General features: G+C 38.4%; 18 protein-coding genes. 5 read left to right on the forward strand and 13 right to left on the reverse strand.

Annotation, left to right across the window (positions count from 1 at the left end; all coding sequences use genetic code 11):
* Positions 1-205 precede the first annotated feature (205 nt).
* A complete protein-coding gene (locus ACFIM1_RS05415; RefSeq protein WP_005774560.1) occupies positions 206-1,117 on the reverse strand; it encodes an RNA polymerase factor sigma-32 in 912 nt (303 codons plus the stop codon).
* Positions 1,118-1,684: 567 nt separating this feature from the next.
* Here ACFIM1_RS05415 and ACFIM1_RS05420 point away from each other — a divergent pair.
* The 3 genes from ACFIM1_RS05420 to ACFIM1_RS05430 all read left to right on the forward strand — a co-directional run bounded on the left by ACFIM1_RS05420 (position 1,685) and on the right by ACFIM1_RS05430 (position 4,529).
* Entirely contained in the window at positions 1,685-3,277 is a 1,593-nt protein-coding gene (locus ACFIM1_RS05420) for a hypothetical protein (protein ID WP_375609426.1), read from the forward strand.
* 21 nt (positions 3,278-3,298) lie between these two features.
* On the forward strand, positions 3,299-3,637 hold the full coding sequence (gene fdxA, locus ACFIM1_RS05425; protein ID WP_375608405.1) for a ferredoxin FdxA: 339 nt from the start codon (positions 3,299-3,301) through the stop codon (positions 3,635-3,637).
* Between the two features lie 307 nt (positions 3,638-3,944).
* On the forward strand, positions 3,945-4,529 hold the full coding sequence (locus ACFIM1_RS05430; protein ID WP_375608404.1) for a CarD family transcriptional regulator: 585 nt from the start codon (positions 3,945-3,947) through the stop codon (positions 4,527-4,529).
* Between the two features lie 2,269 nt (positions 4,530-6,798).
* Here ACFIM1_RS05430 and ACFIM1_RS05435 read toward each other — a convergent pair.
* Together ACFIM1_RS05435 and rpmF are read right to left on the reverse strand one after the other, a co-directional pair.
* Positions 6,799-6,969 carry a hypothetical protein gene (locus ACFIM1_RS05435; RefSeq protein WP_375609427.1) on the reverse strand — a complete coding sequence of 57 codons (171 nt, stop codon included), beginning with the start codon at positions 6,967-6,969 and terminating at the stop codon, positions 6,799-6,801.
* 45 nt (positions 6,970-7,014) lie between these two features.
* Entirely contained in the window at positions 7,015-7,194 is a 180-nt protein-coding gene (gene rpmF, locus ACFIM1_RS05440; protein ID WP_005774555.1) for a 50S ribosomal protein L32, read from the reverse strand.
* 425 nt (positions 7,195-7,619) lie between these two features.
* Here rpmF and ACFIM1_RS05445 point away from each other — a divergent pair, with 425 nt between their 5' ends.
* Positions 7,620-8,522 carry a polyprenyl synthetase family protein gene (locus ACFIM1_RS05445; protein WP_375606573.1) on the forward strand — a complete coding sequence of 301 codons (903 nt, stop codon included), beginning with the start codon at positions 7,620-7,622 and terminating at the stop codon, positions 8,520-8,522.
* Between the two features lie 1,713 nt (positions 8,523-10,235).
* Here ACFIM1_RS05445 and ACFIM1_RS05450 read toward each other — a convergent pair.
* The 3 genes from ACFIM1_RS05450 to ispG form a co-directional block, all read right to left on the reverse strand.
* Positions 10,236-10,835 carry a hypothetical protein gene (locus ACFIM1_RS05450; RefSeq protein WP_375606574.1) on the reverse strand — a complete coding sequence of 200 codons (600 nt, stop codon included), beginning with the start codon at positions 10,833-10,835 and terminating at the stop codon, positions 10,236-10,238.
* 811 nt (positions 10,836-11,646) lie between these two features.
* Positions 11,647-12,798 carry an MFS transporter gene (locus ACFIM1_RS05455; RefSeq protein ID WP_375606575.1) on the reverse strand — a complete coding sequence of 384 codons (1,152 nt, stop codon included), beginning with the start codon at positions 12,796-12,798 and terminating at the stop codon, positions 11,647-11,649.
* A 500-nt stretch (positions 12,799-13,298) separates the two neighbouring features.
* Positions 13,299-14,540, reverse strand: a complete 1,242-nt coding sequence (ispG, locus tag ACFIM1_RS05460; RefSeq protein ID WP_375606576.1) for a flavodoxin-dependent (E)-4-hydroxy-3-methylbut-2-enyl-diphosphate synthase — start codon at positions 14,538-14,540, stop codon at positions 13,299-13,301.
* Positions 14,541-15,391: 851 nt separating this feature from the next.
* On the opposite strand from ispG, the gene ACFIM1_RS05465 reads away from it, so the two are divergent.
* Positions 15,392-15,676 (forward strand): hypothetical protein, encoded by a 285-nt coding sequence (locus tag ACFIM1_RS05465; RefSeq protein WP_375606577.1) that lies wholly within the window; start codon positions 15,392-15,394, stop codon positions 15,674-15,676.
* Positions 15,677-16,382: 706 nt separating this feature from the next.
* Here ACFIM1_RS05465 and ACFIM1_RS05470 read toward each other — a convergent pair.
* From ACFIM1_RS05470 to atpH, 7 genes are all read right to left on the reverse strand, one after another.
* The gene (locus tag ACFIM1_RS05470; RefSeq protein ID WP_375606578.1) at positions 16,383-17,390 is read right to left on the reverse strand and encodes an HlyD family secretion protein; all 1,008 of its coding nucleotides are present in this window, start codon (positions 17,388-17,390) and stop codon (positions 16,383-16,385) included.
* A gap of 30 nt (positions 17,391-17,420) precedes the next feature.
* On the reverse strand, positions 17,421-19,049 hold the full coding sequence (locus ACFIM1_RS05475) for an MFS transporter (RefSeq protein ID WP_375606579.1): 1,629 nt from the start codon (positions 19,047-19,049) through the stop codon (positions 17,421-17,423).
* A gap of 24 nt (positions 19,050-19,073) precedes the next feature.
* Positions 19,074-19,490: an ATP synthase F1 subunit epsilon gene (atpC, locus tag ACFIM1_RS05480; RefSeq protein ID WP_375606580.1), complete on the reverse strand. Its 417-nt coding sequence runs from the start codon at positions 19,488-19,490 to the stop codon at positions 19,074-19,076.
* 109 nt (positions 19,491-19,599) lie between these two features.
* Positions 19,600-21,225 carry a F0F1 ATP synthase subunit beta gene (gene atpD / locus ACFIM1_RS05485; RefSeq protein ID WP_375608611.1) on the reverse strand — a complete coding sequence of 542 codons (1,626 nt, stop codon included), beginning with the start codon at positions 21,223-21,225 and terminating at the stop codon, positions 19,600-19,602.
* 19 nt (positions 21,226-21,244) lie between these two features.
* Complete coding sequence (locus tag ACFIM1_RS05490) at positions 21,245-22,156, reverse strand: F0F1 ATP synthase subunit gamma (protein WP_375606582.1); 912 nt, start codon at positions 22,154-22,156, stop codon at positions 21,245-21,247.
* Positions 22,157-22,176: 20 nt separating this feature from the next.
* Positions 22,177-23,712: a F0F1 ATP synthase subunit alpha gene (gene atpA / locus ACFIM1_RS05495; protein WP_375606583.1), complete on the reverse strand. Its 1,536-nt coding sequence runs from the start codon at positions 23,710-23,712 to the stop codon at positions 22,177-22,179.
* Positions 23,712-24,296, reverse strand: coding sequence for an ATP synthase F1 subunit delta (gene atpH / locus ACFIM1_RS05500; RefSeq protein WP_375606584.1), 585 nt, complete (start codon positions 24,294-24,296; stop codon positions 23,712-23,714). Before atpH ends, atpA begins: the two co-directional genes overlap by 1 nt.
* Positions 24,297-25,215: the final 919 nt, after the last annotated feature.

Here is a 25,215-nt window from a genome sequence, read left to right on the forward strand (position 1 = left end):
CATGCCTTCATACGCCCCCATTGATACATACCTCCTCAAACCGGCCTCTCCCCAACTCTTCCTTCGCTTTGAAAAAACCGCGACAAATACCCACAAGGATGCGCATTCCTCGACAAATCTGATTCCTCTAAAACCAACGTCATCATGCTCTCATACGCGCCCATTGATACATTCTCCCTCATCCCCCCACAAAGCCTTTCACGGCTTATATATCGTAAGCATCTTCTGAATGAACGGTAAGGAGAGCAGAACGCAATTTTTGCAAAGCCCGTGCTTCAATTTGGCGCACGCGCTCTTTTGAAATTCCTAACTTTTCACCGAGTACTTCTAGAGTAGCCCCCTCTTCATTGAGGCGACGAAAGCGAATAATTTCTAATTCCCGTTCGTTAAGAATTTGCAACGCATCGTAAAGCCATTGTGTACGCCGTTGACCATCAATCACTTGCTCAATTAAAGCATCAGGAAGAGGACTCTCATCCACCAACACATCCATCTTCGCAATGGGATTATCACTGTTCTCAGAAACAGAAACACTCAAGGAATTATCAGAACTGGAGAAACGAAAATCCATGGTTTCAACATCACGCACAGAAACGCCGAGTTTTTCAGCGATTGTGCGAAAAATATCCTGTTTCGACAAAGCACTATCATCCTGCACCAGTTTTGCTCTCAAACGCCGAAGATTAAAGAAAAGTGCTTTTTGCGAAGAACTGGTTCCACCTCGAACAATTGACCAATTTCGCAAAATATAATCTTGGATAGAAGCACGTATCCACCATGTTGCATACGTTGAAAAACGCACTTCCCGATCAGGTTCAAAACGTGCAGCGGCTTCCAATAGTCCCACATACCCTTCTTGTACCAAATCCCCCAATGGCATTTTGAAACGCTTAAAGCGATTAGCAATAGCAATCACCAAACGCATATGAGCCGCTGCAATCTGATGCATGGCATCATCATCGCGTTTGTCTTTCCACCGCAGAGCCAAATCATGCTCTTTTTGTCGTTCAAGATAAGGTGCTTGCATAGCAGAACGCATCATATTACGTCCTAAACTTTTGTCTGCATCGCTATAATTTTTGCTGCTTTTATAAACAGCATTTGAAAGATTACCCATAATAACCCCTTGCGATTAAAATTATCAAAATTGATTTGGCAACGACATCATTGTTCTCTTTTTAAAAGAACGCAAAAGTTGTTCACTTATGCTAATACTACTTTAGCGTGTAATTTTATAATCGCAATTGTTTTTTTATTGTTATGGTAAAACTTCTTGTTATAAGATATAGTTTCACCTCTAAAACGCCTTTGCAACACGCCCTTTAGCCTATGAAATGTTTGAAAAAACTTTCTCTTCACTTTTCATGACAAAACAGCAAAAAAAATGATCAGACAAAACAAATGTTGTTTTTTTTGATGACCGATTCCGTTTCCTTTTCAATTGAGAAATTTATTTATGTTTTCAGCTTTACAACACAACCAATAAGTGTAATTTACAAATATTAAAGCATCCTAACTGAATGCAAACTGAATAAAAAAGAATCATCTAAGTTTTAAAGGCGCAAAAAGAAACAGCAAAAAACGACAAGAGTGATTGAAGCAAACGCAACAAACGTGTAAAGAAATAACAGCATTATGAAATCGTCGCACAAAGCTTTTTACCAGTGTCGCACTGAGAAAGAAAATGATCATGGATAGCAAGATTGTTCAACAGAATGAGATTCTTCAGGATGATATTCTCATTGAAAAACACGGAAGAGGTAAATTTGAAGGTTTTCGTTTTTATGCCAACAAAAACAATCCTGATCAAACGACTGAGAATCAAATTTCGACAGAAACAAAGAATGAAGATTTGATTCTTGCTTTTTCCAAACGCGCAACACGTTTTTGTGCTTGTGCAAATGGAGATCTTACTCTTAGTTCTGATGGAATTGTGCGCTGGATTGGTCAACCGGTAGGACAACTTATAGCAACAGAAGATTTTTTCAAACCAAAACTAATAGTTTTAGCAGATGCACAACTCACGGGAGAATCCCGCGATAATGTTATGAAACGATTAGAGCGCTTTGTAACCTTTCATTTTGAAACAACTTTAAAACCCCTGTTTGATTTGCGCCATGCTGATAATTTGACAGATTCAACAAACAGTCTTGCCTTACAACTGGTTAACTCTTTAGGGATTTTACCACGCCGTGAAGTTTTAGACATTGTCAAAAGCCTTGCGCAAGAATCACGTGCCGTGCTTCGTCGTCTAGGCGTACGTTTTGGCGCTTTTCATATCTATGTTGCAGGAATGCTTAAACCCGCTCCCGTCCAAGCCATTACCCTCCTGTGGAATCTTCAAAATGTGGGACAAGACCAAACTGGTTTGGGTGAAATTTTTGCAGCATTATCTGCTGGTCGAACCTCTTTGATTATTGACCCTACCTATAACCGCCAATTTTATCAATTAGCCGGTTACCGAATTTTAGGACAACGTGCAGTACGAATTGATATTTTAGAACGTCTTGCCAATCTTATCCGCCTTGCTCTTCATTGGAAACAAGGAAGTACTCCCAAACCCGATGGTGCCTATGACGGCAAAAGTTTTTTTATTACACCAGCCATGATGTCCATTCTTGGAGCCAATGGAAATGATATGGAAGAAATCCTCAAAGGACTTGGCTATCAATCGTGCAGCATAAGCAATGTTGTTTTTGAACAAAATCTCCTTACACATAAAGCCTCTTCCCCTATCAATGGAACAACGCAAGATGTTCCTGCAGCAGAATGCGTTGGCAGCCAATGGCAAACAATCAGTATTTCAGAAACAACACAAGAAGAAAAGAGGACTTCATCTTCTAACCTTTCATCCTCTTGTGTTGGAAATCACACCAATCACACCTATCGTTTACCAACAGCTGAACCTGTTGGAAATTTTGCCAAGCCTCCCTTCCCAGCAACGGAAGATAAGGTTGTTTTATTATGGCATTATAAGCATCAATTTCACCACAACGCACAAAAAAAACGTGATAAATCTGGAAATAAGTGGCAAAATAAACCGAAGAGCGCTGTAGAAAAAGGAGAAAACAGGAATGAAAGTTCTCCTCACGAAGTGCCATTACAAACAAAACGTTCTCATAAGTTCCACAAATCCCAAGGCAAACGTGCGAATCATAAACCTTTTCAAAAAGAAAAGATCCCTAATCCTGATTCACCTTTTGCAAAATTAGCTGTGCTACGTAATAAACTTGTAAGTAATAAAGATACAGAAGCACTTTCCTCCAAAGATCACTAAAATAATAAATGGAGGTAGATATTGACTCATGTAGTAACTGATAATTGCATTCATTGCAAATATACTGATTGCGTTGAAGTTTGCCCTGTCGATTGTTTTTATGAAGGTGAAAATATGCTTGTCATTCACCCTGATGAATGTATCGATTGTGGTGTGTGCGTGCCGGAATGTCCGGCGGAAGCCATTATCCCTGACACCGAACCAGGGCTCGAAAAGTGGTTAGAACTTAATCTTAAATATGCGAACAAATGGCCTAATTTAACGTCCCGCAAAGACCCTCTTCCTCAAGCAAAAGAAATGGATGGCGTTCCAAACAAATTAGAAAAGTATTTTTCAGAAAATCCAGGAAGTGGCGAGTAGTAATGATACAGTGTACAGCTCCTTCTTTCAACAATTGAAAGACTTTTCTCGTAAAAATAAAAAAATCCTTAAGCGAAATGATTGATTCTTTTGATATTTGATGTTAGTGTTATTTTAACATGATCATCTTTCTAAGTATTTTTCTTTACTTTTTGTAGTAAAGCGATGTATTTTCGTTGGATTTAAAAGTATGCGGCTTTTATGCTCACTTAATTGATACAATATACTTGGCTAAAGAAAACTCAACCCTCAGGTTTATAACCTGTTTTCCGATACATTTGTTGATCATAAGGGAGTAAACTAAAATATGGCATCCCAACATGGAACGTCCTCCAAGACTAAAGAATTTGCAACCTCTGAATATATCGTTTACCCTACGCATGGAGTAGGACAGATTATAGCGATTGAAGATCAGGAAGTTGCAGGACACAAATTAAAACTTTTTGTCATTCATTTTGCGAAAGATAAAATGGATGTCAAAGTCCCCATTGCAAAAGCCCTTTCTGTTGGAATGCGTAAATTATCTGCTGGTGATTCCGTTGAACGCGCCTTAAAAATCTTACATGGGAAAGCACGTGTTAAACGAACCATGTGGTCACGCCGTGCACAAGAATATGATGCTAAAATCAACTCAGGAGATCTTATTTGCATCGCCGAAGTGGTCCGTGATCTTTTCCGCTCTAACCTACAGCCTGAACAATCCTACTCTGAACGTCAACTTTATACTGCTGCTCTTGAAAGAATGGCCCGCGAAATTGCGGTTATTAATAGTATTTCTGAAACAGAAGCGATCAATCTCATAGAAATGCATCTCTCCAACAAGCCAAAACGTGAATTTAAAACTGAGAGAGAAGAAACAGATGAAGATAGCAAAGCTGTCTACGCTGCATAATACACTCCTTTCATCATAACCAGATATTTTGATAAAACCAGCAAAGAGCTGGTTTTATTTTTTGAGCATCCTTTGTCCCTTTAAGGATGAAGTTTTTAATCAGCGCCCCAATCTGTAAACAGTCTAAAACTTGTCCGTAAGATCCACCTACGGCCTCCTCATTTTCTTATCTTTACAGATAAACATTGATTTATAATGATAAGTAGATGTTGTTCATATTAAATTAGATCCTCAAATAACGTTTTTTGGGGTGGTTATAACCCATGTAAGACTTGAAGCATGAAGTGTTTTTTATGAGAATATATGATCAATATTTAAGGCAATGGTTTTTGTCCATAGAGCTTATATTTGTGACATACATTTCTCAGTGAAAGAATGTGATCTTTGCCAATATCGCATTGACGAATAAAAATAATCCTTTGTTTTGCGCTTTGAACGAAAAGCTTATCGTGGGATTGTCTCATTTCACATCTGTTCTATGTTGAATTAATTACAATCTATTTTCCTACACATTATAAGTGGAGATGACATGGAGGTAAAAACTATATAAGAAAGCAAAAAAATATCTGTAATAAACGCTTTCAAATGCAAGACTTAATTGCGATATTGGGGGCTTAAGTGTATGGAGAGTGCCAGCGTGCTCGCTTATAAGCAGAAAAAAGAAAATGGGCAAAATAGAAGATGTACTTATTCAATAAGCTTCAGTCCTTGTGATGATAAGGCACATGAGACTTTTCTATGAGTGTCATGCTTTCTTTTTATATTTTAAGCGAAGAATTGTTCATATATTTTTCTGATCTTTATGGATATAAAGGATTTATTACGAACAGCTTATAAAAATAAGAAAACATATAATTAGATGTGTCATGCATGGGATTTCACAAAATATTTTATCAAAGTCGGTAGGGCGCTCCAATCCATAGCTGATTTGTTAATGGTTTTATGGTATTGCTGACCTTATAAAGTTTGTGCTTTTTTGTTGTCTATGGATTAATATCCACTTCTTAGCAGTATGTTCGAAACAAAGATTGAGACTCTTAAAGGCTTTATGATTTCGTTTCAGACTTTATGTATCCGATTGGCGTAAGAATATTGAATCTATCTTTTTGTGTAATCTGCATAATGAGAATATCGCCTTATTTTGGAAATAATATGAAGTTGTAAGGGTGAATGCCAACGTTTATTCTTATTGTTATTTTTTAATTTAGCTTTACAGCTTTCAAAAGTATCTAAAGGGATGTCTTTTAAAGAATGGAGATTGCTTCACGCTTTTACTTATCACGTTCTGGGGGTATGCTTCTTATGCAAAATAAAACGATCAAGATAAAATATGCTTGTGTTGTACATTCACATGTTTTTTTAAGAAATATTTCTTAATGTTTGTTGTAGCTATTTTATAACGGCGATTATGAATGGTATAATGGTAAAGTTTTAGTGAGGTGTATAAACTTCATAGGGTGTTGTCGTCGTTATACTTTATAAAAGAGCAAGCTGTCACTTTCATTATATACTCTATTTGTCAGCCACCATGTTGCCTAAAGCTTTTGGCACTTGAGATGGTTCGTTACAGGTATTTTTTGTTTTCTTATATAGTTTTTACCTCCATGCCATCCCCACTTATAATGTGTAGAAAAATAGATTGTAATTAATTCAACATAGAACAGATGTGAAATGAGATAATCCCACGATAAGCTTTTCATTCAAGGCGCAAAACAATGGATTATTTTTATTCGTCAATGCGATATTGGCAAAGATCACATTCTTTCACATGCATGTCACAAATATAAGCTTTATGGATAAAAACCGTTGCCTTAAATATTGATCATATATTCTCATAAAAAACACCTCATGCTTCAAGTCTTACATGGGTTATAACAACCCCAAACAACGATTTTTTCTGTCTAATAGGATTAGAAAACAAGTCCCCCTTACAGTAAATATATTGATAGAATTAAGAACGATACAAATGGAATATACAGTTTTATTATTATGACAACATTGATTATTTTTATTCTTGCCTTTTACCTTTTCCAGAAGAGAACTCTTTAAGAATCTTCTTAAGAAAATGATTCCATTACTAAAATAACTTATATCGATACCCAAAAAAGCTCTTCAATCAGTTATCATAAAAGAACTGTATACGAGCAATCCTTTATAATTTCTCAAAAAAACGAGAAAATCATCTCCAACAATGGAATCATTTTCCATGGAAAAACCTTAAACCCCACACACTCATCTTAAAGCGAAAACACACGCTTTGCCCACGCATTCACCGATATATCAAAGGAAGCACAGCCTTGAGAGATAAAAACACTAAAATCTTAATCCCTAAAACGGAAAGCCCACGATACATTCCCGTTTTTAAACCAATGCGATGAGGGCGACGCAAGGGCGCCTCAACATCCATCTTAAAGCGAAAACACACGCTTTGCCCACGCATTCATCGATATATCAAAGGAAGCATAACCTTGAGAGATAAAAACACTCAATCCTTAACCACTAAAACGGAACGTCCACGATACATTCCCGTTTTTAAATCAATATGATGAGGGCGACGCAATTCACCAGAATTTTTATCCTCGATATAAGTCGGCGCCTTCAGAGCATCAGCCGAACGGCGCATGCCCCTCTTCGCTGGAGAGGTTTTTCGTTTAGGTACAGCCATAAAAAGACACTCCAAATCCATTAAAACAGAAAAAGCAATGTCAAAAATGACAATGCTTCATTTAAAAACACCATAAAATTTGAAGATATTATACACTGATAAAAAAGAAGAGGCAATGTCAAAATGATCCTCCTCTTACTAAAAATGACCTTCTTATTATCAAAAATGGTGTCACAATAATCAAATGAATATCAAAAACACTGCAAAATTTGAGAATTTTATACACCAATGAAAGCTTTTTTATAAGACCTTCATTTAATTTTTATTTGGTTTCAAAAGGGATTAGCGCATACAGTAGAGATACGGATAAAAAGAGAAGTTGATTTTTAATAAAAAATGACGCCAATTTATGAAAACAAGAAAAAGTGACAATCTTTCTCTTTAAATTTCATAATTTCATTTTTGTAAAAACAAAGGAAGCAAGAATGCACGAATTTACCACCCTTCTTGCAAAACATAGAGACACCGTTGAAAAACGGCTTGATACCCTGTTAAGTGATCAAATCCAAAATGGTGAAATTTCACGCCCTAAAAACTTAATCAAAGCCATGCGCTATGGTGTGCTGAACGGTGGAAAACGCTTGCGTCCTTTTCTTGTAATTCAAAGTGCTACACTTTTTGACGTCCCTGTAGAACATTCTCTTGATGTTGCATGTGCCTTAGAATGTGTCCATTGTTATTCGCTCATTCATGATGATCTTCCCGCTATGGATAACGATACACTCCGGCGTGGAAAACCCACCGTCCATATAGCATTTGATGAAGCAACAGCAATTCTAGCAGGCAATGCCCTCTTAACATTTGCCTTTGAAATCATTGCTCATAAAGCTAGTACTTTATCTACAGATATTAGAATCAAGCTGATCACGTCCCTTGCACAATCGGCAGGACTTGGCGGTATGTTAGGTGGACAAATGCTAGACCTTGAAGCTGAAAAAAGACCGCAAGAAAGTACTGACATCATCACTCTACAACACATGAAAACAGCAGCCCTAATAAGCTTTGCTTGCCAAGCAGGCGCCATCATTGGCAATGCATCTAAAGAATTAACCGAAAAGCTTACTGATTTTGGTACCTATCTTGGTTTAGCCTTTCAATTAACTGATGACCTTCTTGATGTCACCGCCAACACGCAAACCCTAGGAAAAACGGCTGGGAAAGATAAAACGGCACAAAAAGCCACTTTTATTCGCCTTTATGGCATTAAAGAAACACAAAAAAAACGCGATGAACTGATTACAAAAGCAGAAGCACTTTTACATCCTTTTGGCACCAAAGCAAAACCGCTCCAACAAGTCGCCCGCTTTAGTGCAACACGCAAAAATTAAACTTCACCCGCCCTACTTTTACACCTTCATCTTTGTTGAATGCATAATAGACTTTTCAAAGAGACTTCAATATCGTAGGTCTGCATTATAGCTCCTATCATGAAATGGATGTGCTAAATATTGAGAGGTGTTTCATTAAAACAAGCGCGCGTGAATTGATAACACAAATACATTCTAGGCATCCTATTGTGCTTGAAAAACGCCCCCCTCATCAAAAAATGAAAGAAACAAAAACGGTAAAGCAATGCGTAATATTCAGGCTTTAAAAGATATCGCCATGGATGCTTTAAAGCCGAATAAAAAACAACCGTAAAGAAAGAAACTCGTTTCTCCTTTATATCTTTAATCTTCTAACGATAAGGTAAAAAATAAACAGAATAAATATAAAACAGAGCATTTTATAAACCCGCAAAAGACAATAAAAATGCCGATTGGCTTTGTAGCCTTATCAAAATCATCTGTTGTTCATTGCCAACCGTAGAAGTACAATGCCCTCAGTAAAGAGTCGTAATTTTTATGCCTTTCCACGCTATCTTGTTGTAAAAGATCAAATATGGTTACATTCTGTAAATTCACTCGTGTATTGTTGCTCTCTAAAAACACTTTTACAAAAGTGCTGATTGTTTAGTTTAAGCATCATTTTTTTGAAACTCGTATTTAAAATATCAGAAAAAAATGAACATAATGGCTATTTTGATTTTTATGCCACCCTCAAAGAACAAAATCTTTTAACCTAATCTACTCTGTAAACAGTCTAGTGTCCTACCGAGTAGGTTTCTCTCGTTTTCCACGCATACGATTCACTTAAACTAAAGACGCGATAAACAAGACTTAAGAATATTCACCATGCACTTCTTAAAATACTTAATGTATCAAACAGGATACCTTCACTACCCTTCAAATGACGGTATGTTACGGCATAACAGGATAAATAAAGTCATCAATTTCAATAACACGAAAAAAAATATTATTACCGATCTCTCTTTTCTTAGCAAGAAAGATATAAAACATTTGATTTATAATGATAATTCATGTTTTTCAACTTGAATAAGAACCCTAAATACCGTAAGATTCCTTCATTTCAAATCTGTGTATATTGAATCAATCAAAATCACTTGCTTGCACCTCACAAGCGGGAAAAGCCGTGTGGAGCAAAACATCAAAGAAAGGACTAAAAAATGCCTCTTATGAACCGGCTTAAAAGCCATGGGCTGTCCACAACATTAGGAGCTAGCAAAGTGAATGATTGTGTCGGCACGCTCCTTCAAAAGCAGAAACATTTTTATTTACAAAAGTGTGTAATAACTTCAATTTAATAATAATCATGGTCACTATACAACTTTAATTCATCACGCTCTTTATCTCGTTTATTCAATTCATCACATAAAAAGAGAATTGATAAAATTAAACAGAGAATGATCATTGCAACAGAAAGATAAAAAAAGTCCTTATTATTATATATAAAAGCGCAATCTAATTTGTGATAAGTCGTTTTTTCAACCCAAGTGCAAATTTCCTCCTTTAAGTGCAGTTTTCTTATTAAGATGAAAAGCATCATTGTAAATGAACCTATACCTGTTGCCAAAGCTGGAAAATATGTCCACCTTTTGAAGCCATAATGAACAAATATGCAACATGGATAAGAAAATGCCGCGATTATTAAGACTATTATAGCCATTTAATATCCTTCGAGAGAACTTTGCTCGTTAAATGTCATTTGTAAATTCCTCTTGGTTGCATCATGTCATATATCGTGCGGAGCTCTATGCAAAAACGCGCTATTTGTTTAACATTTTCATCATCACCGGTCCTCATACTCGACACGAGATCAATCATTTGTGTTTTGAAACTCATGCCATTTTCACTTGAAGAATTAAGAAACTTTTTCGCGTAATCAATCATGGGGTCGGTAGAATTCATAGACATATTATAGGCCCAAATAAAATCGCTTTCTCTCCAGTTATAGTCATTACGCAAACTGCTTATGACATTGAGTAACATATCTGCTGATATCCATTCATTATAATCACCACGCAATAAATTAACAAAACGTCCACATAAAACAATCAGTATGTGACGATGCCGTATAATGTCAAACTTTGGTACGATATTCTGATAGCCATGGCTGTATACAAATTTTTTTGCTTGTTCATGCTTTTGAAAATGTTCAAAAGCACCGTAATTTTCACTGATATATTTTTCGTAAAGTCTATCGTACTGCTCTAGACTATCTACACGCGTACATCCTAACAATACAAATACAGAAAAAAGAGTTATAAATGTTATAATAGGCGTTATAGATAACGATTTCATCGCTTTATTTAATAACTGTAATTTGCAGGACTTAACAGATTTCTATTAAATTTATCAATATGTGTTTATTTATTTTTGTTTATATCAAATCATACTTAATGGTATTGTTGTACTTGGTTTTATGATTTCTCCAAGAAGAAGGGATCATTCAAAATCCGTACAAATAGGTTTTCTTTACTATCTGAAAGTATTTTCTAACGTCAGAACATGCAGAGTTCACTCTGCAACCAAAGAGAAAATACTCAAAAATGAGCCATAATGAGAATGAAAGATGTAAGAAAATATCTCAACAAGATGACATGTATTTCAAAGGAGGCAATGGTAAAATCCGTTCACTATACCAACAATAAAATCGATCATCAGAGTATCAAAACGATCATGAAGAAATCCGATTAGGACAGGCTAGAATTGTCCTCCCGCTTATTAAACACTGCGTAGCAAGACATTTCCGAAAAATATAAGCGAAAACAGGAAAATTGTTGTGCACTATCACCATTCCTTAACAAGCGTAAATAAGCGTATAATCCGGTACAATCATGTTCTTTATCAGCTTCTCATCTTGCCAACAACTCTTAGCGTTCAAGAATATTCATGAGAAGCCTTTTTACTTCTTTTTTATGATTTTTACACCACGCCCACTTATAATGTACAAGAAACATGATTTTGATTAATATACATAGATTTGCAATAAGAAGAACGGACAATATTCAGCTTTCTCATTCAACATGAAAAACAATGATAAGACTTATAAATCAAAGCCTTGATCCACTATGAAACCTTATAAAACACATATCATAATGAGTGACTATTCTCACTGAGCTTTTTTGAGATTTCCTTCTAAAAAAAATACTGCCAACAAGTAAATCAATAAATAAACAGCAAAAATATAAACGAGTGAGAAAAAGCCAAACATATCGACCATATACGCACTCATGTAAAAAAATACCAATAAGCTCAATCTTCCAACAGTTGACAAGAAGGATTCGTATGTAGCCCTAAAATGATCACTAATATTATCATGCAAGACCACTTCTACACGAAGATAGGTGTACCTAATGAGATAAAAAGTCATACAGACTAAAATGACAGCAATTTCTTTTCTTGGTTCAAAAAAAGCGACTGTAAAAATCATGGAAACTGAAAGAAACAGCAACAAAACAAAATTTATCTTTTCACTTAGTTTTGTAAAGAGAAAACTAGCCAAAAGCTGAGAGAACAATATCAGCGAAAATGTCACACCAAGATCAAAATAAGTGACATTAATATGATGATCTTTAAATATCCACTGCCAATACTGCGAGAATATATTGAAAAAGATCAATGAAAAATAAAAGCATAAAGAAATATAAGGAACTTTAATAAAAATAGACAACATCTCCTTAGCTTCACAAATGAGAGAATTCGCTTTATTTGGTTTTTTCTCTCCCTTCAGGTCATCAAGAAAAAACAAACCAAAGAGTGCTGTCATCAACATTAAAAACGCCGCGATATACCATATATATTGGCTTGAATAATCAGCAAAATATGCACCGATTAAACTGAATATAAACATGCCGATGTAATTATATTGAGAGCTGGAACCAAGCACTTTTTTAGTGGATGTCAATTTTGCTTTTGCATATTGAACAAGTAAAGCATTATAAGCCCCCGCAATCAATGTCAACGACACTGCATTAAAAGTTTCTGCTAAAAGAAAACCGTAAAAGCTTGTAGAAATTCCCATGAGAAAAAGCCATATAGCGGCAAAAGCCGCTGCCAAAACAATCGATATTTTATAACTTTTTCGATCAGCAAAATATCCCAGAGGAATATCGGTAACCATCATAATAAAAGCCTGAAATGACTTAATGATCCCGATATCAATAAGAGTTAGCCCTTTTTCAAGCATATAAAAGACAATAAAGGCACCTGTTAAAATTCTTATACCGTTAAATAAAAATCCAAATGCTAATATACTGGTCATGCATTTCCCCAATAACACCCAAAAAGGCATCATATACATCATTTTATATCAATATAAAAAGCTTATATTTCACGACAAATAGAGCAATAACCGCTATAAGGATCTCCAATCCTATCAATTTGATACCCCGAAAAATTCTGGGAAAATGCCTAAAAAATCAATAAACAATGTTCTTTCTATAATTTGACATTCGTCAAAATCCGCTAAATATTTCACTGTCTCAAAAGCAGCCCAAAAACCAGCAACAACATTTACGGATCTATTAAAGTATTCATATCATTTTGCTTAATAGTCTTAACACACTCAAGCTCATTAATATCCTTCATAAGCTTCTCATTCTAAAACAGGCATATCATCTGGTTTTACCTAAAATAATAAGCAACCAACAACAGTATTGACCATAGCTAAAGCAGCACACAACAGCACCCTCTTCACATTGAAGACAGCTTGTTTAAAAAAACGATACACCCTTTTTACTTCAACCTTATGCGATTTTTACCTCAACCTTGCCCAAAGCGTGTATGAATATAATCACTCAAAAGCGCTTCAAATTCTTCAGCAATGTGATCACCCCGCAAAGTTTTTACCTTTTGTCCCTCAATAAAAACAGGTGCCGCTGGACTTTCCCCCACTCCAGGCAAAGAGATTCCAATATCCGCATGTTTTGACTCCCCCGGTCCATTGACGATACATCCCATCACAGCCACCTTCAAACTTTCAACCCCAGGATATTTTTCACGCCAAACGGGCATATTTTTGTGTAAATCCGCTTCAATTTTTTGTGCCAATTGCTGAAATACTGTCGAGGTCGTGCGACCACATCCAGGACAAGCAGCAACAACAGGCAAAAATTGTCGAAACCCCATTACTTGCAAAAGTTCTTGTGCAACTTTGACTTCTCGTGTTCGATCACCACCAGGTTCAGGAGTTAATGAAATTCGTATCGTATCACCAATCCCTTGCTGTAATAAAATGCCCAAAGCCACCGAAGAAGCCACAACCCCTTTTGTTCCCATCCCTGCTTCTGTCAAACCCAAATGGAGTGCATAATCACAACGCTCTGCCAAGGCAATATAGACAGCAATAAGATCTTGGACATCACTCACTTTAGCAGAAAGAATAATTTTATCACGTCCCAATCCTAACTCTTCTGCTAAAGCAGCCGAAAGCAAAGCCGACTGAACAACAGTTTCCCGCATCACTTCAGCCACAGATAAGGGTTTTTCTTGCTGTGCATTTTCATCCATAAGCCGTGTTAACAACGCATTATCAAGAGAACCCCAATTCACACCAATGCGAATAGGTTTATGATACCGACAAGCAATCTCTATAATTTCCGCAAATTGGCGATCTTTTTTTGCACCAAAGCCAACATTTCCAGGATTGATGCGATATTTTGCAAGCGCCTCAGCACACGCAGGATGCTCTGATAAAAGCTTATGACCAATATAATGAAAATCCCCCACCAATGGGATAAAAAAACCTAACCTCTCCAATCGCTCCCGTATTTTTGGGACAGCAGCTGCTGCTTCATCGCGATCAACAGTAATCCGAACCAATTGAGACCCAGCTTGCCAAAGAGCAGAAACCTGCGCAACAGTTGCATCAACATCCGCTGTATCTGTATTGGTCATTGACTGGACAACAATCGGGCTCTCCCCCCCAACGATCACATCACCAACAGCAACACCAACAGACCGACGACGCTCAAGTGGTTTAGATAAAGGATAGGTCGTACTCATCAAGTCCTCAAATTTTTAAAACCTGCGCTATCAATCATCGTTTATATCGACTTCCTCCGCGCTTCAAAGGACGAAAATTACACCGCCCACCAATCTTAACAGATTGCTCTCAAAAGGTTCTACCTACTAACACTGATGCAATACAATTCATAGGTGGATTCATTCTATAGACGCACCGGATAAGTTCTACTACTTCTGTTCAAGTTTATACTTCTACACTTGGTTGCTTCAAAAAGAAACTGAAACAAAACAGAGACAATACTGTATTTTTAAGTTGCATGCCGATACCTTACATCAATGTCATCACAAAACAGTGTTTTACAACACAACAGATAACGCCTAACAAAGCGCAATTTTTAAAAATGCATGAAAGACATCGCCAAATTAATCCAACATATTGATTTGTAATAATCTATTTTTTACAAATTTAAATGGCAAACCCAAATATCGTAAGATTTCCTCATTTTAAATCTTCTTAATTGAATCAATCAATGCCACTCCCTACAGCCACAAGAGAATAGATAGATAAAAATTTCTTATAAACTATTTCAAGTGCCAAAAGTTATCCCAACACTTTAAACAAACAAAAAAATGAAGACATCGCCCACCATCTTTATGAATGAACCTTACACCATTTTGTAAAAATTTTTACCTTACATCCTTAACAAACACCATCACGAAATGAACTCGAGTACATTAAAAAATGCCTCATTAAACCCAAACTCTTAACTATCATCTCACCCACGCGCGGCATGATCAATGCAACCTTTCAATTTTCAAGCCGTTATAGCAAAACCCCAAACACAATTCCAACGATCATGCAACAATTTAACATATGAAGGAGTCAATAAATGTGTCTATTTTCACCCCATAGAAAAAATGCTAAAATTAAAAAACGTATAGCACAATTAAAAAGAGAGCTGGTTCCCGTAAATTATTGGAGTTCTCAAAATGATAGCTTTGAAAACATTTCTGAGCTGTTTAACACATGGAAACAAAAAGGCCGTCACGCACTTTATCACCTCAACGAACATGCTACAGAATTAAAGAAAAAAGCGAAAGAAAATCCTAAAAAAACCCTCGCATTAGCAGCAGGAGTCGTTTTAGTAAGCTTCTTGCTGATCCGTAAAAATTAATAACACAAGCAACAACCTCCCCTTTTAATGCCCGACTCAAAACGGGCATTTTTATGGTTTACAAAATATAAACTTTACGTCTTCCTCCTAACTTTACGCCCTCTCCCAAAAGGATAAGTTTTTCATCCGCCTCATCCGTCTTTGACTTCCTCCCCACACCTCAAAGAATGGAGATTCCTACCAGTCACCGGACTGTCAACAGTCCAGCATCTCTCGGCAGGCTTCACCTGCTGACCATTTACGCGGTTCACTTTATAGGCGCGATAGACAAGCCCTGCCCTGAATACTGATCACGATATCTAAAAAACACTTAATATGTAAAGCTTGTAATGCCTTATATCACCGCTCTAAAAAACGCTGTTTTACGGCATAACAGGATAATCCAACTTTTTATCTCGCAGACTCTTCCGCTGTCCACCCATGTGGTTCGTATCACCTCACCTCAAAGGACAGTGTTGCTAGAAACTACAGGCACACAGCTTTCAATATTCCATCCCTCTACTACTGAGTTACTTCAAAAGAAATAGAAACGATTAAAAATGCATGCGCTTTAATGTTCTAAAAAGCATTATTTTACAGCATAACAAATAAGAACTTTAAGAGCTTTAAAAGATGTATCATAACAAACCAAACGAAATCTTCCAACGTGAATACCCACTTGCTATAAAAAAGTGGCATAAAAATTAAACTGAAAAAACCCAAAATTTTATCCTCCAGAATCGACCCGTTGCGAAGTATCTACATACGTAACCACGGACATCCCAGGGATGAGCTTTTCAATTCCTTCCTGCCCAGGATCTAAAGCAATCCGTACTGAAATACGTTGCGCAATTTTAATAAAATTACCAATAGTTGTATCTGTTTTTAACAATGAAAACTCTGAGCCTGTAGCAGGTGCAAAACGAACCACACGCCCTGTTAACTTTTTGTTGTTCAATGCATCAACAGAAAAAACAACCGGTTGTCCCACACGCATCTGAGAAAGTTGCGTTTCCTTATAATTAGCAATAATCCAAATATCATCAGAAATAACAGAGACCAATTGTGTCCCCGGCATAACATATTGCCCTACCCGCGCTCCAACTAATCCAATATAGCCTGTTCGAGGAGATAAAATCTTTGTGTGATCGAGATTAAGTTTTGCTAACTCAACACTCACCTTTGCTCCCGCAATTTCTGACTGTAAACTTTGCCGTTCAAGATTTAATTGTTTTTGCAATTGTCGTTTTGTTTCCAATGCCGTCAAAAGTTGTGAAAGAGGACGAGAAACAGAACTTGCCGTATCACCAAAACCTAACTTTTTACTTTCAGGGACAATATTGGAGAATGCTCGTGAACGCGCCAATTCGACTTCTGCAGCATTAATTTCGCCCTGCAAAAGCTGTGCTTGCAATTCAATACTTGCTAGTTTTGCATTTTTTGAATCGAGAATAGCCTGTGCCCGTGCAAACTGCTGACGAAAAAGAGAATCATCGAGCTCAAAGAGCAACATTCCCTTTTCAACGCGTTGATAATCTTGCACATAAATCCGCGCAATCACCCCAGAGATCTGTGAACTAACCAGCGTAACATTGCCCTTAATGGAAGCATTATCCGTTATTTGGATGTGACTCACAAAAGGAGGAAGTCTCCAAGCCCATAAAATCAGTAAAACACCCGTAATACCTGATAGGAATGCAATAATTGTAGCTTTTGATCGTAATGCTTTTATCATTTTTTGCACCCCTCTTTCTATGACATTACTCTACTTTTCTAATGCTCGCAAAGAGCATGACTTAACAATCATTGTGACAAGAAAAATAACGAATGCAATCATTGAAATATAAAAATAAAGCCTAAAAACGTCATCATAAGCAAAAATATTTGCTGTTAACTTAAATTTTTCTATCAACATAGAAGTACCCTGCTCACTCCCCAAGCCATTGGGAACAGAGACACCATAAGAAGGCGAAAACAAAGTATTCATCTCACCAGAAATAAGTGGATCAGTAACAACAATATTTTGTGTTAAAGACTCAAAGTTCTTATGGGCAAAATAAAACTGTAGGCTGCCAAAAAAAGCAGACCCCATCAATCCCCCTGTCACTTGCGTTAACAAAAAAACAGCAATAAAGCTTAAAACATAACGCGGACCTCTCTCACCAGCGAGCACAAACCCTTTGAAAAGAGCAGGCGGCAAAAACAGTGCATAACTAAAACTCACCAATCCTTGGCTCAACATCATATCTTGCGGACGCGTTAAATGGTTTACACGACTATCTAAATAAGCTCCCAGCGCCAAACAACCCAAAGATAACAAATAAAAATAATCCTCACGCCCCGCTCGTAAAAAAAAGACGCAAACAGCTCCCCCTAACAAAATACCTAGTACCACAGCAAGATACATGGGCGCCATCTCACGATTAAGCAAACCAAAAAGATTAAAAAAGCCTACGGGCAAATTTGACCGTTCTAACAAGAAAACATGAAAGATAAATAAAATAAAAACAGATTGGACCATTTCCTTACTGAAAATCCACCGGAGATCAATCAACGGTTTTTCTCTATTAAGCTCAATAATAATAGCAATAGCCAATGAGAAAATGGCAAGTGCGAGCCCCCAACCAATCCATGGTGCTTCATACCACCAATACAATATGCCAACAGACATAATCACGGCATTTAATCCAAGACCAAGAGCAATCAAACCATAGCTTATCCAATCTAACTTTTGAATCACCTTACTGCGAACAACAGGCGTTAGGGGCAAAGTATAGATACAAACCAAGCTGATGAGAACCAATCCCATTTCCAGCGCGGAAAGACTGGAAAAACCACCATGTTCCAGCAAATCAGGAGAAATCAAACGTGATAAAGGTGCCGCTAAAGCAGCATTCATATAATTCAAGCTAAGACCAATAGTAAACTTCTTTGCTGGAGCAAAAGCCTCCATCATATAAAGCAGAGCAAGCGAAGCCAAAGGTGCAGCAGCAATCCCAGCGAAAAAGCGAATAATCAATGCAGAACGCAAATCCGTAACAAAGAGCTGTAAAACACAAACCAAAACGAAGCCAAGGATTGATAATTCAGCAAAAGCGCGCAACCCAAATTGATAGCGAATTTTGATCAACATAATCGCTATACTTACATTTGGCGCCATATAAGCCGCTACCAACCATGTTGTCTCGGTCAAAGTTGCGTGAAAATCACCGGTCAGATGGACAATGTTAGACTGAACAATATTAGCCCCTAAACCATAAGCCCATTGCAAAATAAGAGAAGCCAAAATATAAACAAAGCACTTTGGCAAAGGCCCTGCAAAAACACGACCAGGACGAGGAAAAGGTTTTCCGCTCCTTTTAGCAGACACAACCGTACTCTTTTTCCCGCTCATGTCACCTTTTCCTGTCTACCCTTGCTACGCCTCTATCAACGAAGAACCATCAGCTGACAATTGCTGGAAAAAAGCCTCTATTTTATGTTTATCCTCATCACTTGCTCCCCCCTTTAACGTCGCTTGAACTTGCAAAATCTGCTGTTCTAATACATCAAAAGAAAGATGCTCTACAGCCACAACATGCTCTACCAATAAAGAGCAGCCTGAAAAGGTAATATTTGCAACACCTCCACATACAGCAAATAATTTCTCACCTAAAGAAGTGCGAACACGAACACTGCCCAACACAATACTTGCCACCAATGGCGCATGATGCGCCATAACTGTTAAAGAACCTGAGGCTGAAGGAAGAACAACAGACACGACCTGATCTGAAAACACAATTTTTTCAGGCGATACAAGCTCAAACAAAAAATGCTCTTCTCTATTGTTTTCCACAAAAGTCTCCACAATACCCGATATAAGGACTTTCCGTTTTTTTCAACGACTCGTCCTTTTTAACGACAAAATATTCATGACAGTTTTCTTCTTAATAAGAAATTTCCTACTAAGAAGCCTCTGCCATAAGACGCTTTCCTTTTTCAAGTGCTTCATCAATCGAACCAACCATATAAAAAGCAGCTTCTGGCAAATCATCATAATCGCCAGCACAAAGACCTTTAAAACCTTTGATTGTCTCTTCTAAAGGGACGAGTTTTCCCGGTGAACCAGTAAAGGCTTCCGCCACATGGAAAGGTTGCGAAAGGAAACGTTCAATTTTACGTGCCCGTCCCACCAGCAATTTGTCGTCTTCAGAAAGTTCATCCATTCCAAGAATAGCAATAATATCCTGAAGTGCCCTATAACGTTGTAAAATAGTTTGCACTTGACAAGCAACCGTATAATGCTCTTCCCCCACAATCAATGGATCCAACATACGCGAGAAAGAGTCAAGCGGATCAACCGCTGGATAGATTCCCTTTTCAGCAATAGAGCGCGAAAGAACTGTCGTTGCATCCAAATGGGCAAAAGACGTTGCCGGTGCTGGATCTGTCAAGTCATCTGCAGGAACATAAATCGCTTGAACAGAGGTAATAGAGCCTGTTTTTGTACTGGTAATACGTTCTTGCAAAGCCCCCATATCCGTTGCCAAAGTTGGCTGATACCCCACAGCAGAAGGAATACGCCCTAAAAGAGCAGACACCTCAGCTCCTGCTTGCGTGAAACGGAAAATATTATCCACAAAGAAAAGAACATCTTGTCCTTCATCACGGAAACTTTCCGCAATTGTCAATCCTGAAAGAGCCACACGCGCACGTGCTCCTGGGGGTTCATTCATTTGCCCGTAAACAAGCGCACATTTTGATCCTTCCGTTGAACCATTATTCTCTCTTGGATTCACATTCACGCGACTTTCGATCATTTCATAATAAAGATCATTTCCTTCACGCGTACGTTCTCCCACACCAGCAAATACGGAATAACCACCGTGTGCCTTTGCAATATTGTTTATAAGTTCCATAATGAGAACGGTTTTTCCAACACCAGCACCACCAAACAAGCCAATTTTACCCCCTTTAGAATAAGGAGCTAACAAATCCACGACTTTAATACCAGTGACGAGAATTTCTGAAACCGTTGATTGCTCAACATATTCAGGCGCTTCTTGGTGAATAGAACGCGTTTTAGTTGCAGGAATCGGTCCCACATTATCCACCGGCTCTCCAATCACATTCATAATACGTCCCAATGTTGCTTCTCCTACAGGAACGCTAATTTGCGTTCCTGTATCCACAACCTTTTGGCCCCGCATCAGACCATCAGTTGTATCCATAGCAATCGTACGCACAGTATTTTCACCCAAATGCTGTGCAACTTCCAACACCAAACGATTGCCTAAATTCTCTGTTTCCAAAGCATTGAGAATATTTGGCAATGCGCCTTCAAATTGCACATCAACGACAGCACCAATAACCTGCTTGATCACACCAACAGCGCCTTTTGCCTGCTCTTCTTTTTTTGCGGATATATCTTTTTTTACAGGCGTATCTTTAGCTGCACTACGCGCAGATGCAGACGAAGCCTTAACACCCGCTTGAGATTTCGAAGCGGCTTTTTTCACGCTGGAACGAGCAACTGGTTTCTTTTTTTCACCTTTTTCTGTTCCTTTGCTTGAGGTTACTGCTTTTACCATCAATCCTTACCTTTTCCATTTAAAGCGCTTCAGCGCCCGCAATAATTTCGATCAATTCTGTCGTAATCTGTGCCTGACGCTGACGATTATAAGCCACCGTCAATTTATTAATCATTTCACCTGCATTGCGCGATGCATTGTCCATAGCCGTCATCTTTGCGCCCATTTCACCAGCAACATTTTCCAACAAAGCCCGAAAGATTTGCACTGAAAGATTGCGTGGCACAAGCGTCTCTAAAAGAGAAGCAGCATCCGGTTCATACTCATAAACAATCGATTGAGATCCCTTACTATGATCGGTTTGCTCTACAACATCTATGGCCTCAACAACTGCTTTTGGAGCAATCATTGGAATCAAACCAAAAGCTGTCGGTCGCTGATTAATGACGGAAACAAATTCAGAATAAAACAGCGTACAGACATCGAAAGCGCCATCATTGAATAAATCAACAATCCGTTGACTAATCATCACCGCCTCTGCAAAACTAATTCGCTTTACAGCATGCAAATCGATGTGATCAATTATCAAACCTTTGTAATCACGCGATAAAATATCCGCACCTTTTTTACCTACGGTAATAATTTTCACTATTTTACCAGATGCCAACAGTACTTTAATCTGTTCACGTGCACGACGAGCAATTTGCACATTAAAAGCACCACACAAACCGCGCTCAGCAGTACATACTACCAGGAGATGCACATCATCTCGCCCTGTGCCTCGCATAAGAGCAGGTGCATCAACACCATCCACATCAGCAGCGACACTGGTCAAAATATCAGCCATTCTCTTCGCATAAGGACGAGCAGACTGCGCCGCCTCTTGTGCACGATGTAACCTTGCTGCTGCAACCATCTGCATAGCTTTAGTAATCTTTTGTGTTGCTTTAACCGAAGCGATACGGTCTCTAAGATCCTTTAGTGAGGCCATTCAAGCATTCCATTAATTCATCACGAAAAATTTTTCGCATAAGTGTTAAGAACCGTCATCAACTTATCTTTCAGCTCGTCTGTTAACTGCTTTTGCTCAGCAATTGCCTTTAAGAGATCTTGATAATCACTCCGCAAAAGCACCAAAAGCCCCTGCTCAAACCGCGCAACATCAGAAACCGCTAGAGAATCAAGATAGCCATTCACACCCGCGAAAATAACCACCACCTGTTCTTCTGTTTTGAGTGGAGAAAATTGTGGCTGCTTTAAAAGCTCAGTCAAGCGTGCTCCTCGATTCAGCAGACGCTGGGTTGACGCATCCAAATCAGAGCCAAACTGCGCAAAAGCTGCCATTTCACGATATTGCGCCAATTCACCTTTAATCGAGCCGGCAACCTGTTTCATCGCCTTAATTTGTGCAGCAGAACCAACACGCGACACAGAAAGACCAACATTTACAGCGGGACGAATTCCTTGATAAAACAAATTAGTCTCCAGAAAAATTTGCCCATCCGTAATCGAAATCACATTTGTAGGAATATAGGCGGAAACATCATTTGCTTGTGTTTCAATGACTGGCAAAGCTGTCAAAGACCCAGATCCATTTTCTGCATTCAACTTCGCAGCCCGCTCTAAAAGACGCGAATGAAGATAGAAAACATCTCCCGGATAAGCTTCACGACCTGGAGGACGACGTAACAAAAGAGACATTTGACGATAAGCCACCGCCTGTTTTGACAAGTCATCATAACCGATCAAAGCATGTTGCCCATTATCACGAAAATATTCGCCCATAGCACATCCGGCAAGAGGCGCAATAAATTGCAATGGCGCTGGATCAGAAGCGGTTGCCGCCACAATAATAGAATATTCCAGTGCTCCACGTTCTTCCAAAACTTTAACGAACTGCGCCACCGTCGAACGTTTTTGACCGATAGCGACATAAATGCAATAAACTTTGTCTTGTTCTCGTCCAGCCTCTTTTTCATGAAAAGGCTTTTGGTTTAAAAATGTATCGAGCAAAATCGCTGTTTTTCCTGTCTGGCGATCACCAATCACTAATTCACGCTGCCCCCGTCCAATGGGGATGAGTGCGTCAATCGCTTTCAATCCGGTCGACATCGGTTCATGCACAGACTGACGCGGAATAATTCCAGGCGCCTTAACATCAACACGACGACGTTCTGTTGCTTTAATGGGTCCCTTACCATCGATAGGATTTCCCAATGCATCAACCACACGCCCAAGCAAAGCGGGACCCACAGGAACATCCACAATAGCACCCAATCGTTTTACACAATCCCCTTCACGGATATCGCGATCTGAGCCAAAAATGACCACACCAACATTATCAATTTCCAAATTGAGAGCCATACCGCGCACACCGTTTGGAAAAGCAACCATTTCCCCTGCTTGGACATTATCCAAACCATAAACGCGGGCGATACCATCCCCAACAGAGAGAACCCAACCAATTTCTGAAACCTCAGCCTTTTGGTCAAAGTTTTTGATTTGCTCTTTTAGAATTTTTGAAATTTCAGATGGTCTAATATCCATCAGCTGACCTCTTTTTTCAATGCAAGCTTAAGCGAAGACAATTTTGTTAGAAGGGACGTATCAATTTGAGACGCCCCCACACGAACGATTAATCCACCAAGAATCGTTGGATCCACAATGATGTGTAGCAAAACTTTTCCCCCGACGACACTTTCCAAAGCCTCACACAATTCTTGTCTTTGTTGAGAACTTAAGGAGCGCGCAGAAATAATTTGTGCTGTTACTTGATTACGAGCGCGTGCAACACAACGTTGAAAAGCATGTAAAATACCAAATACGGCACTAAGCCTACGGTTTGCTGCAATAACGCGTAAAAAATCACCAATAACCTGTCCTGCGTTTTTATCAGCAAATTTGATGTTTTCACAAATAGATTGCATCACCTTAATTTGCTCTTTGACTGAAAAGAATGGACTGAGCACAAAGCGTTTTAAATCTTCATTTTGCTCCAAGACAAGCAAAATTTTTTCCACTGCCTTTTCAACTTTTTCAACGTTTCCCGCTTCTTGAACGCAATCAAAAAGCGCTTGCGCATAGCGTTGATCTACCAACGGCAGCGGTATGAGAGAAAATGAATCCGACACGAAATACCGCCTCTTTCCCTTGAGCGACTCTCTGATAGTTATCAGATGAAATGAAACAGACACTCTCTATTTTAAGAATCTTCTTCTTAAAACCTAGAACAAAAATCTCTTGGTTTCTAGCATAGACATAACTGACTCGCAACACCACAAATCGCTGCTTTTTAAAAATTTTAATAAAATATTCAAAATATTTTTAAAAAGCATTTTTTTAGATATACAGGATGGCATCATAGTTTTTTTATGCCTCTTTTTGACATTCTCTGAGCGATTTTTTTCACTCTCTTTAATTTTACTCCCAATGCTCTTTCCACCCCCAAAAAACGGTTCTTCCTTAACATTAAAGATCAGCCTCTTATCACCATAAGAGCTTTCGCGAGAAGCAACTATGCATTGCCTCACACTTTTGTTTATTGCGTTCTAGAATGGGATTACATCCCTCACGAGAACAGCACGCCATTGGGTTGCAATTTAACAGGCTTATTTTAAAGAGACATCTCTCAAAGCTCCCAAGCCCATTTATGACAGCACCCATAAATGGTATAGTAAATCCATTGAGCCCCCATCTTTACGCTTATGAAGAAACAAGCGTTCCCCACACCACACACTTTGCCCAGTTCCCAATATTGCGACAGCCCTTGGCATTAGAGACGATTCATAAGAAGCACTTTTACTCCTTATCTTCTATAGTTTCACTCCACATACTCAATTCCCGCTTGTTATGTACAAGCGAATAATTTTGATTGATTTAACATACACAGGTTTGAAACGAGAGAAGCTTACGATATTCGAAACTCTCATTCAACATACAAAACAATGCATTATCCTTATAAACAAGGCTGCGACTGCGACTGCGACTGCGACTGCGACTGCGACTGCGACTGCGACTGCGACTGCGACTGCGACTGCGACTGCGACTGCG

Source organism: Bartonella sp. AC158YNML, from assembly GCF_042196725.1.
Lineage (GTDB): Bacteria > Pseudomonadota > Alphaproteobacteria > Rhizobiales > Rhizobiaceae > Bartonella.

Coding starts and splice junctions, on each gene's coding strand:
- ACFIM1_RS05415 (WP_005774560.1), bottom strand. CDS start 1,117: ATGGGTAATCTTTCAAATGCTGTTTATAAAAGCAGCAAAAATTATAGC.
- ACFIM1_RS05420 (WP_375609426.1), top strand. CDS start 1,685: ATGATCATGGATAGCAAGATTGTTCAACAGAATGAGATTCTTCAGGAT.
- ACFIM1_RS05430 (WP_375608404.1), top strand. CDS start 3,945: ATGGCATCCCAACATGGAACGTCCTCCAAGACTAAAGAATTTGCAACC.
- ACFIM1_RS05435 (WP_375609427.1), bottom strand. CDS start 6,969: ATGCGTGGGCAAAGCGTGTGTTTTCGCTTTAAGATGGATGTTGAGGCG.
- rpmF (WP_005774555.1), bottom strand. CDS start 7,194: ATGGCTGTACCTAAACGAAAAACCTCTCCAGCGAAGAGGGGCATGCGC.
- ACFIM1_RS05445 (WP_375606573.1), top strand. CDS start 7,620: ATGCACGAATTTACCACCCTTCTTGCAAAACATAGAGACACCGTTGAA.
- ACFIM1_RS05450 (WP_375606574.1), bottom strand. CDS start 10,835: ATGAAATCGTTATCTATAACGCCTATTATAACATTTATAACTCTTTTT.
- ACFIM1_RS05455 (WP_375606575.1), bottom strand. CDS start 12,798: ATGACCAGTATATTAGCATTTGGATTTTTATTTAACGGTATAAGAATT.
- ispG (WP_375606576.1), bottom strand. CDS start 14,540: ATGAGTACGACCTATCCTTTATCTAAACCACTTGAGCGTCGTCGGTCT.
- ACFIM1_RS05465 (WP_375606577.1), top strand. CDS start 15,392: ATGTGTCTATTTTCACCCCATAGAAAAAATGCTAAAATTAAAAAACGT.
- ACFIM1_RS05470 (WP_375606578.1), bottom strand. CDS start 17,390: ATGATAAAAGCATTACGATCAAAAGCTACAATTATTGCATTCCTATCA.
- ACFIM1_RS05475 (WP_375606579.1), bottom strand. CDS start 19,049: ATGAGCGGGAAAAAGAGTACGGTTGTGTCTGCTAAAAGGAGCGGAAAA.
- atpD (WP_375608611.1), bottom strand. CDS start 21,225: ATGGTAAAAGCAGTAACCTCAAGCAAAGGAACAGAAAAAGGTGAAAAA.
- ACFIM1_RS05490 (WP_375606582.1), bottom strand. CDS start 22,156: ATGGCCTCACTAAAGGATCTTAGAGACCGTATCGCTTCGGTTAAAGCA.
- atpA (WP_375606583.1), bottom strand. CDS start 23,712: ATGGATATTAGACCATCTGAAATTTCAAAAATTCTAAAAGAGCAAATC.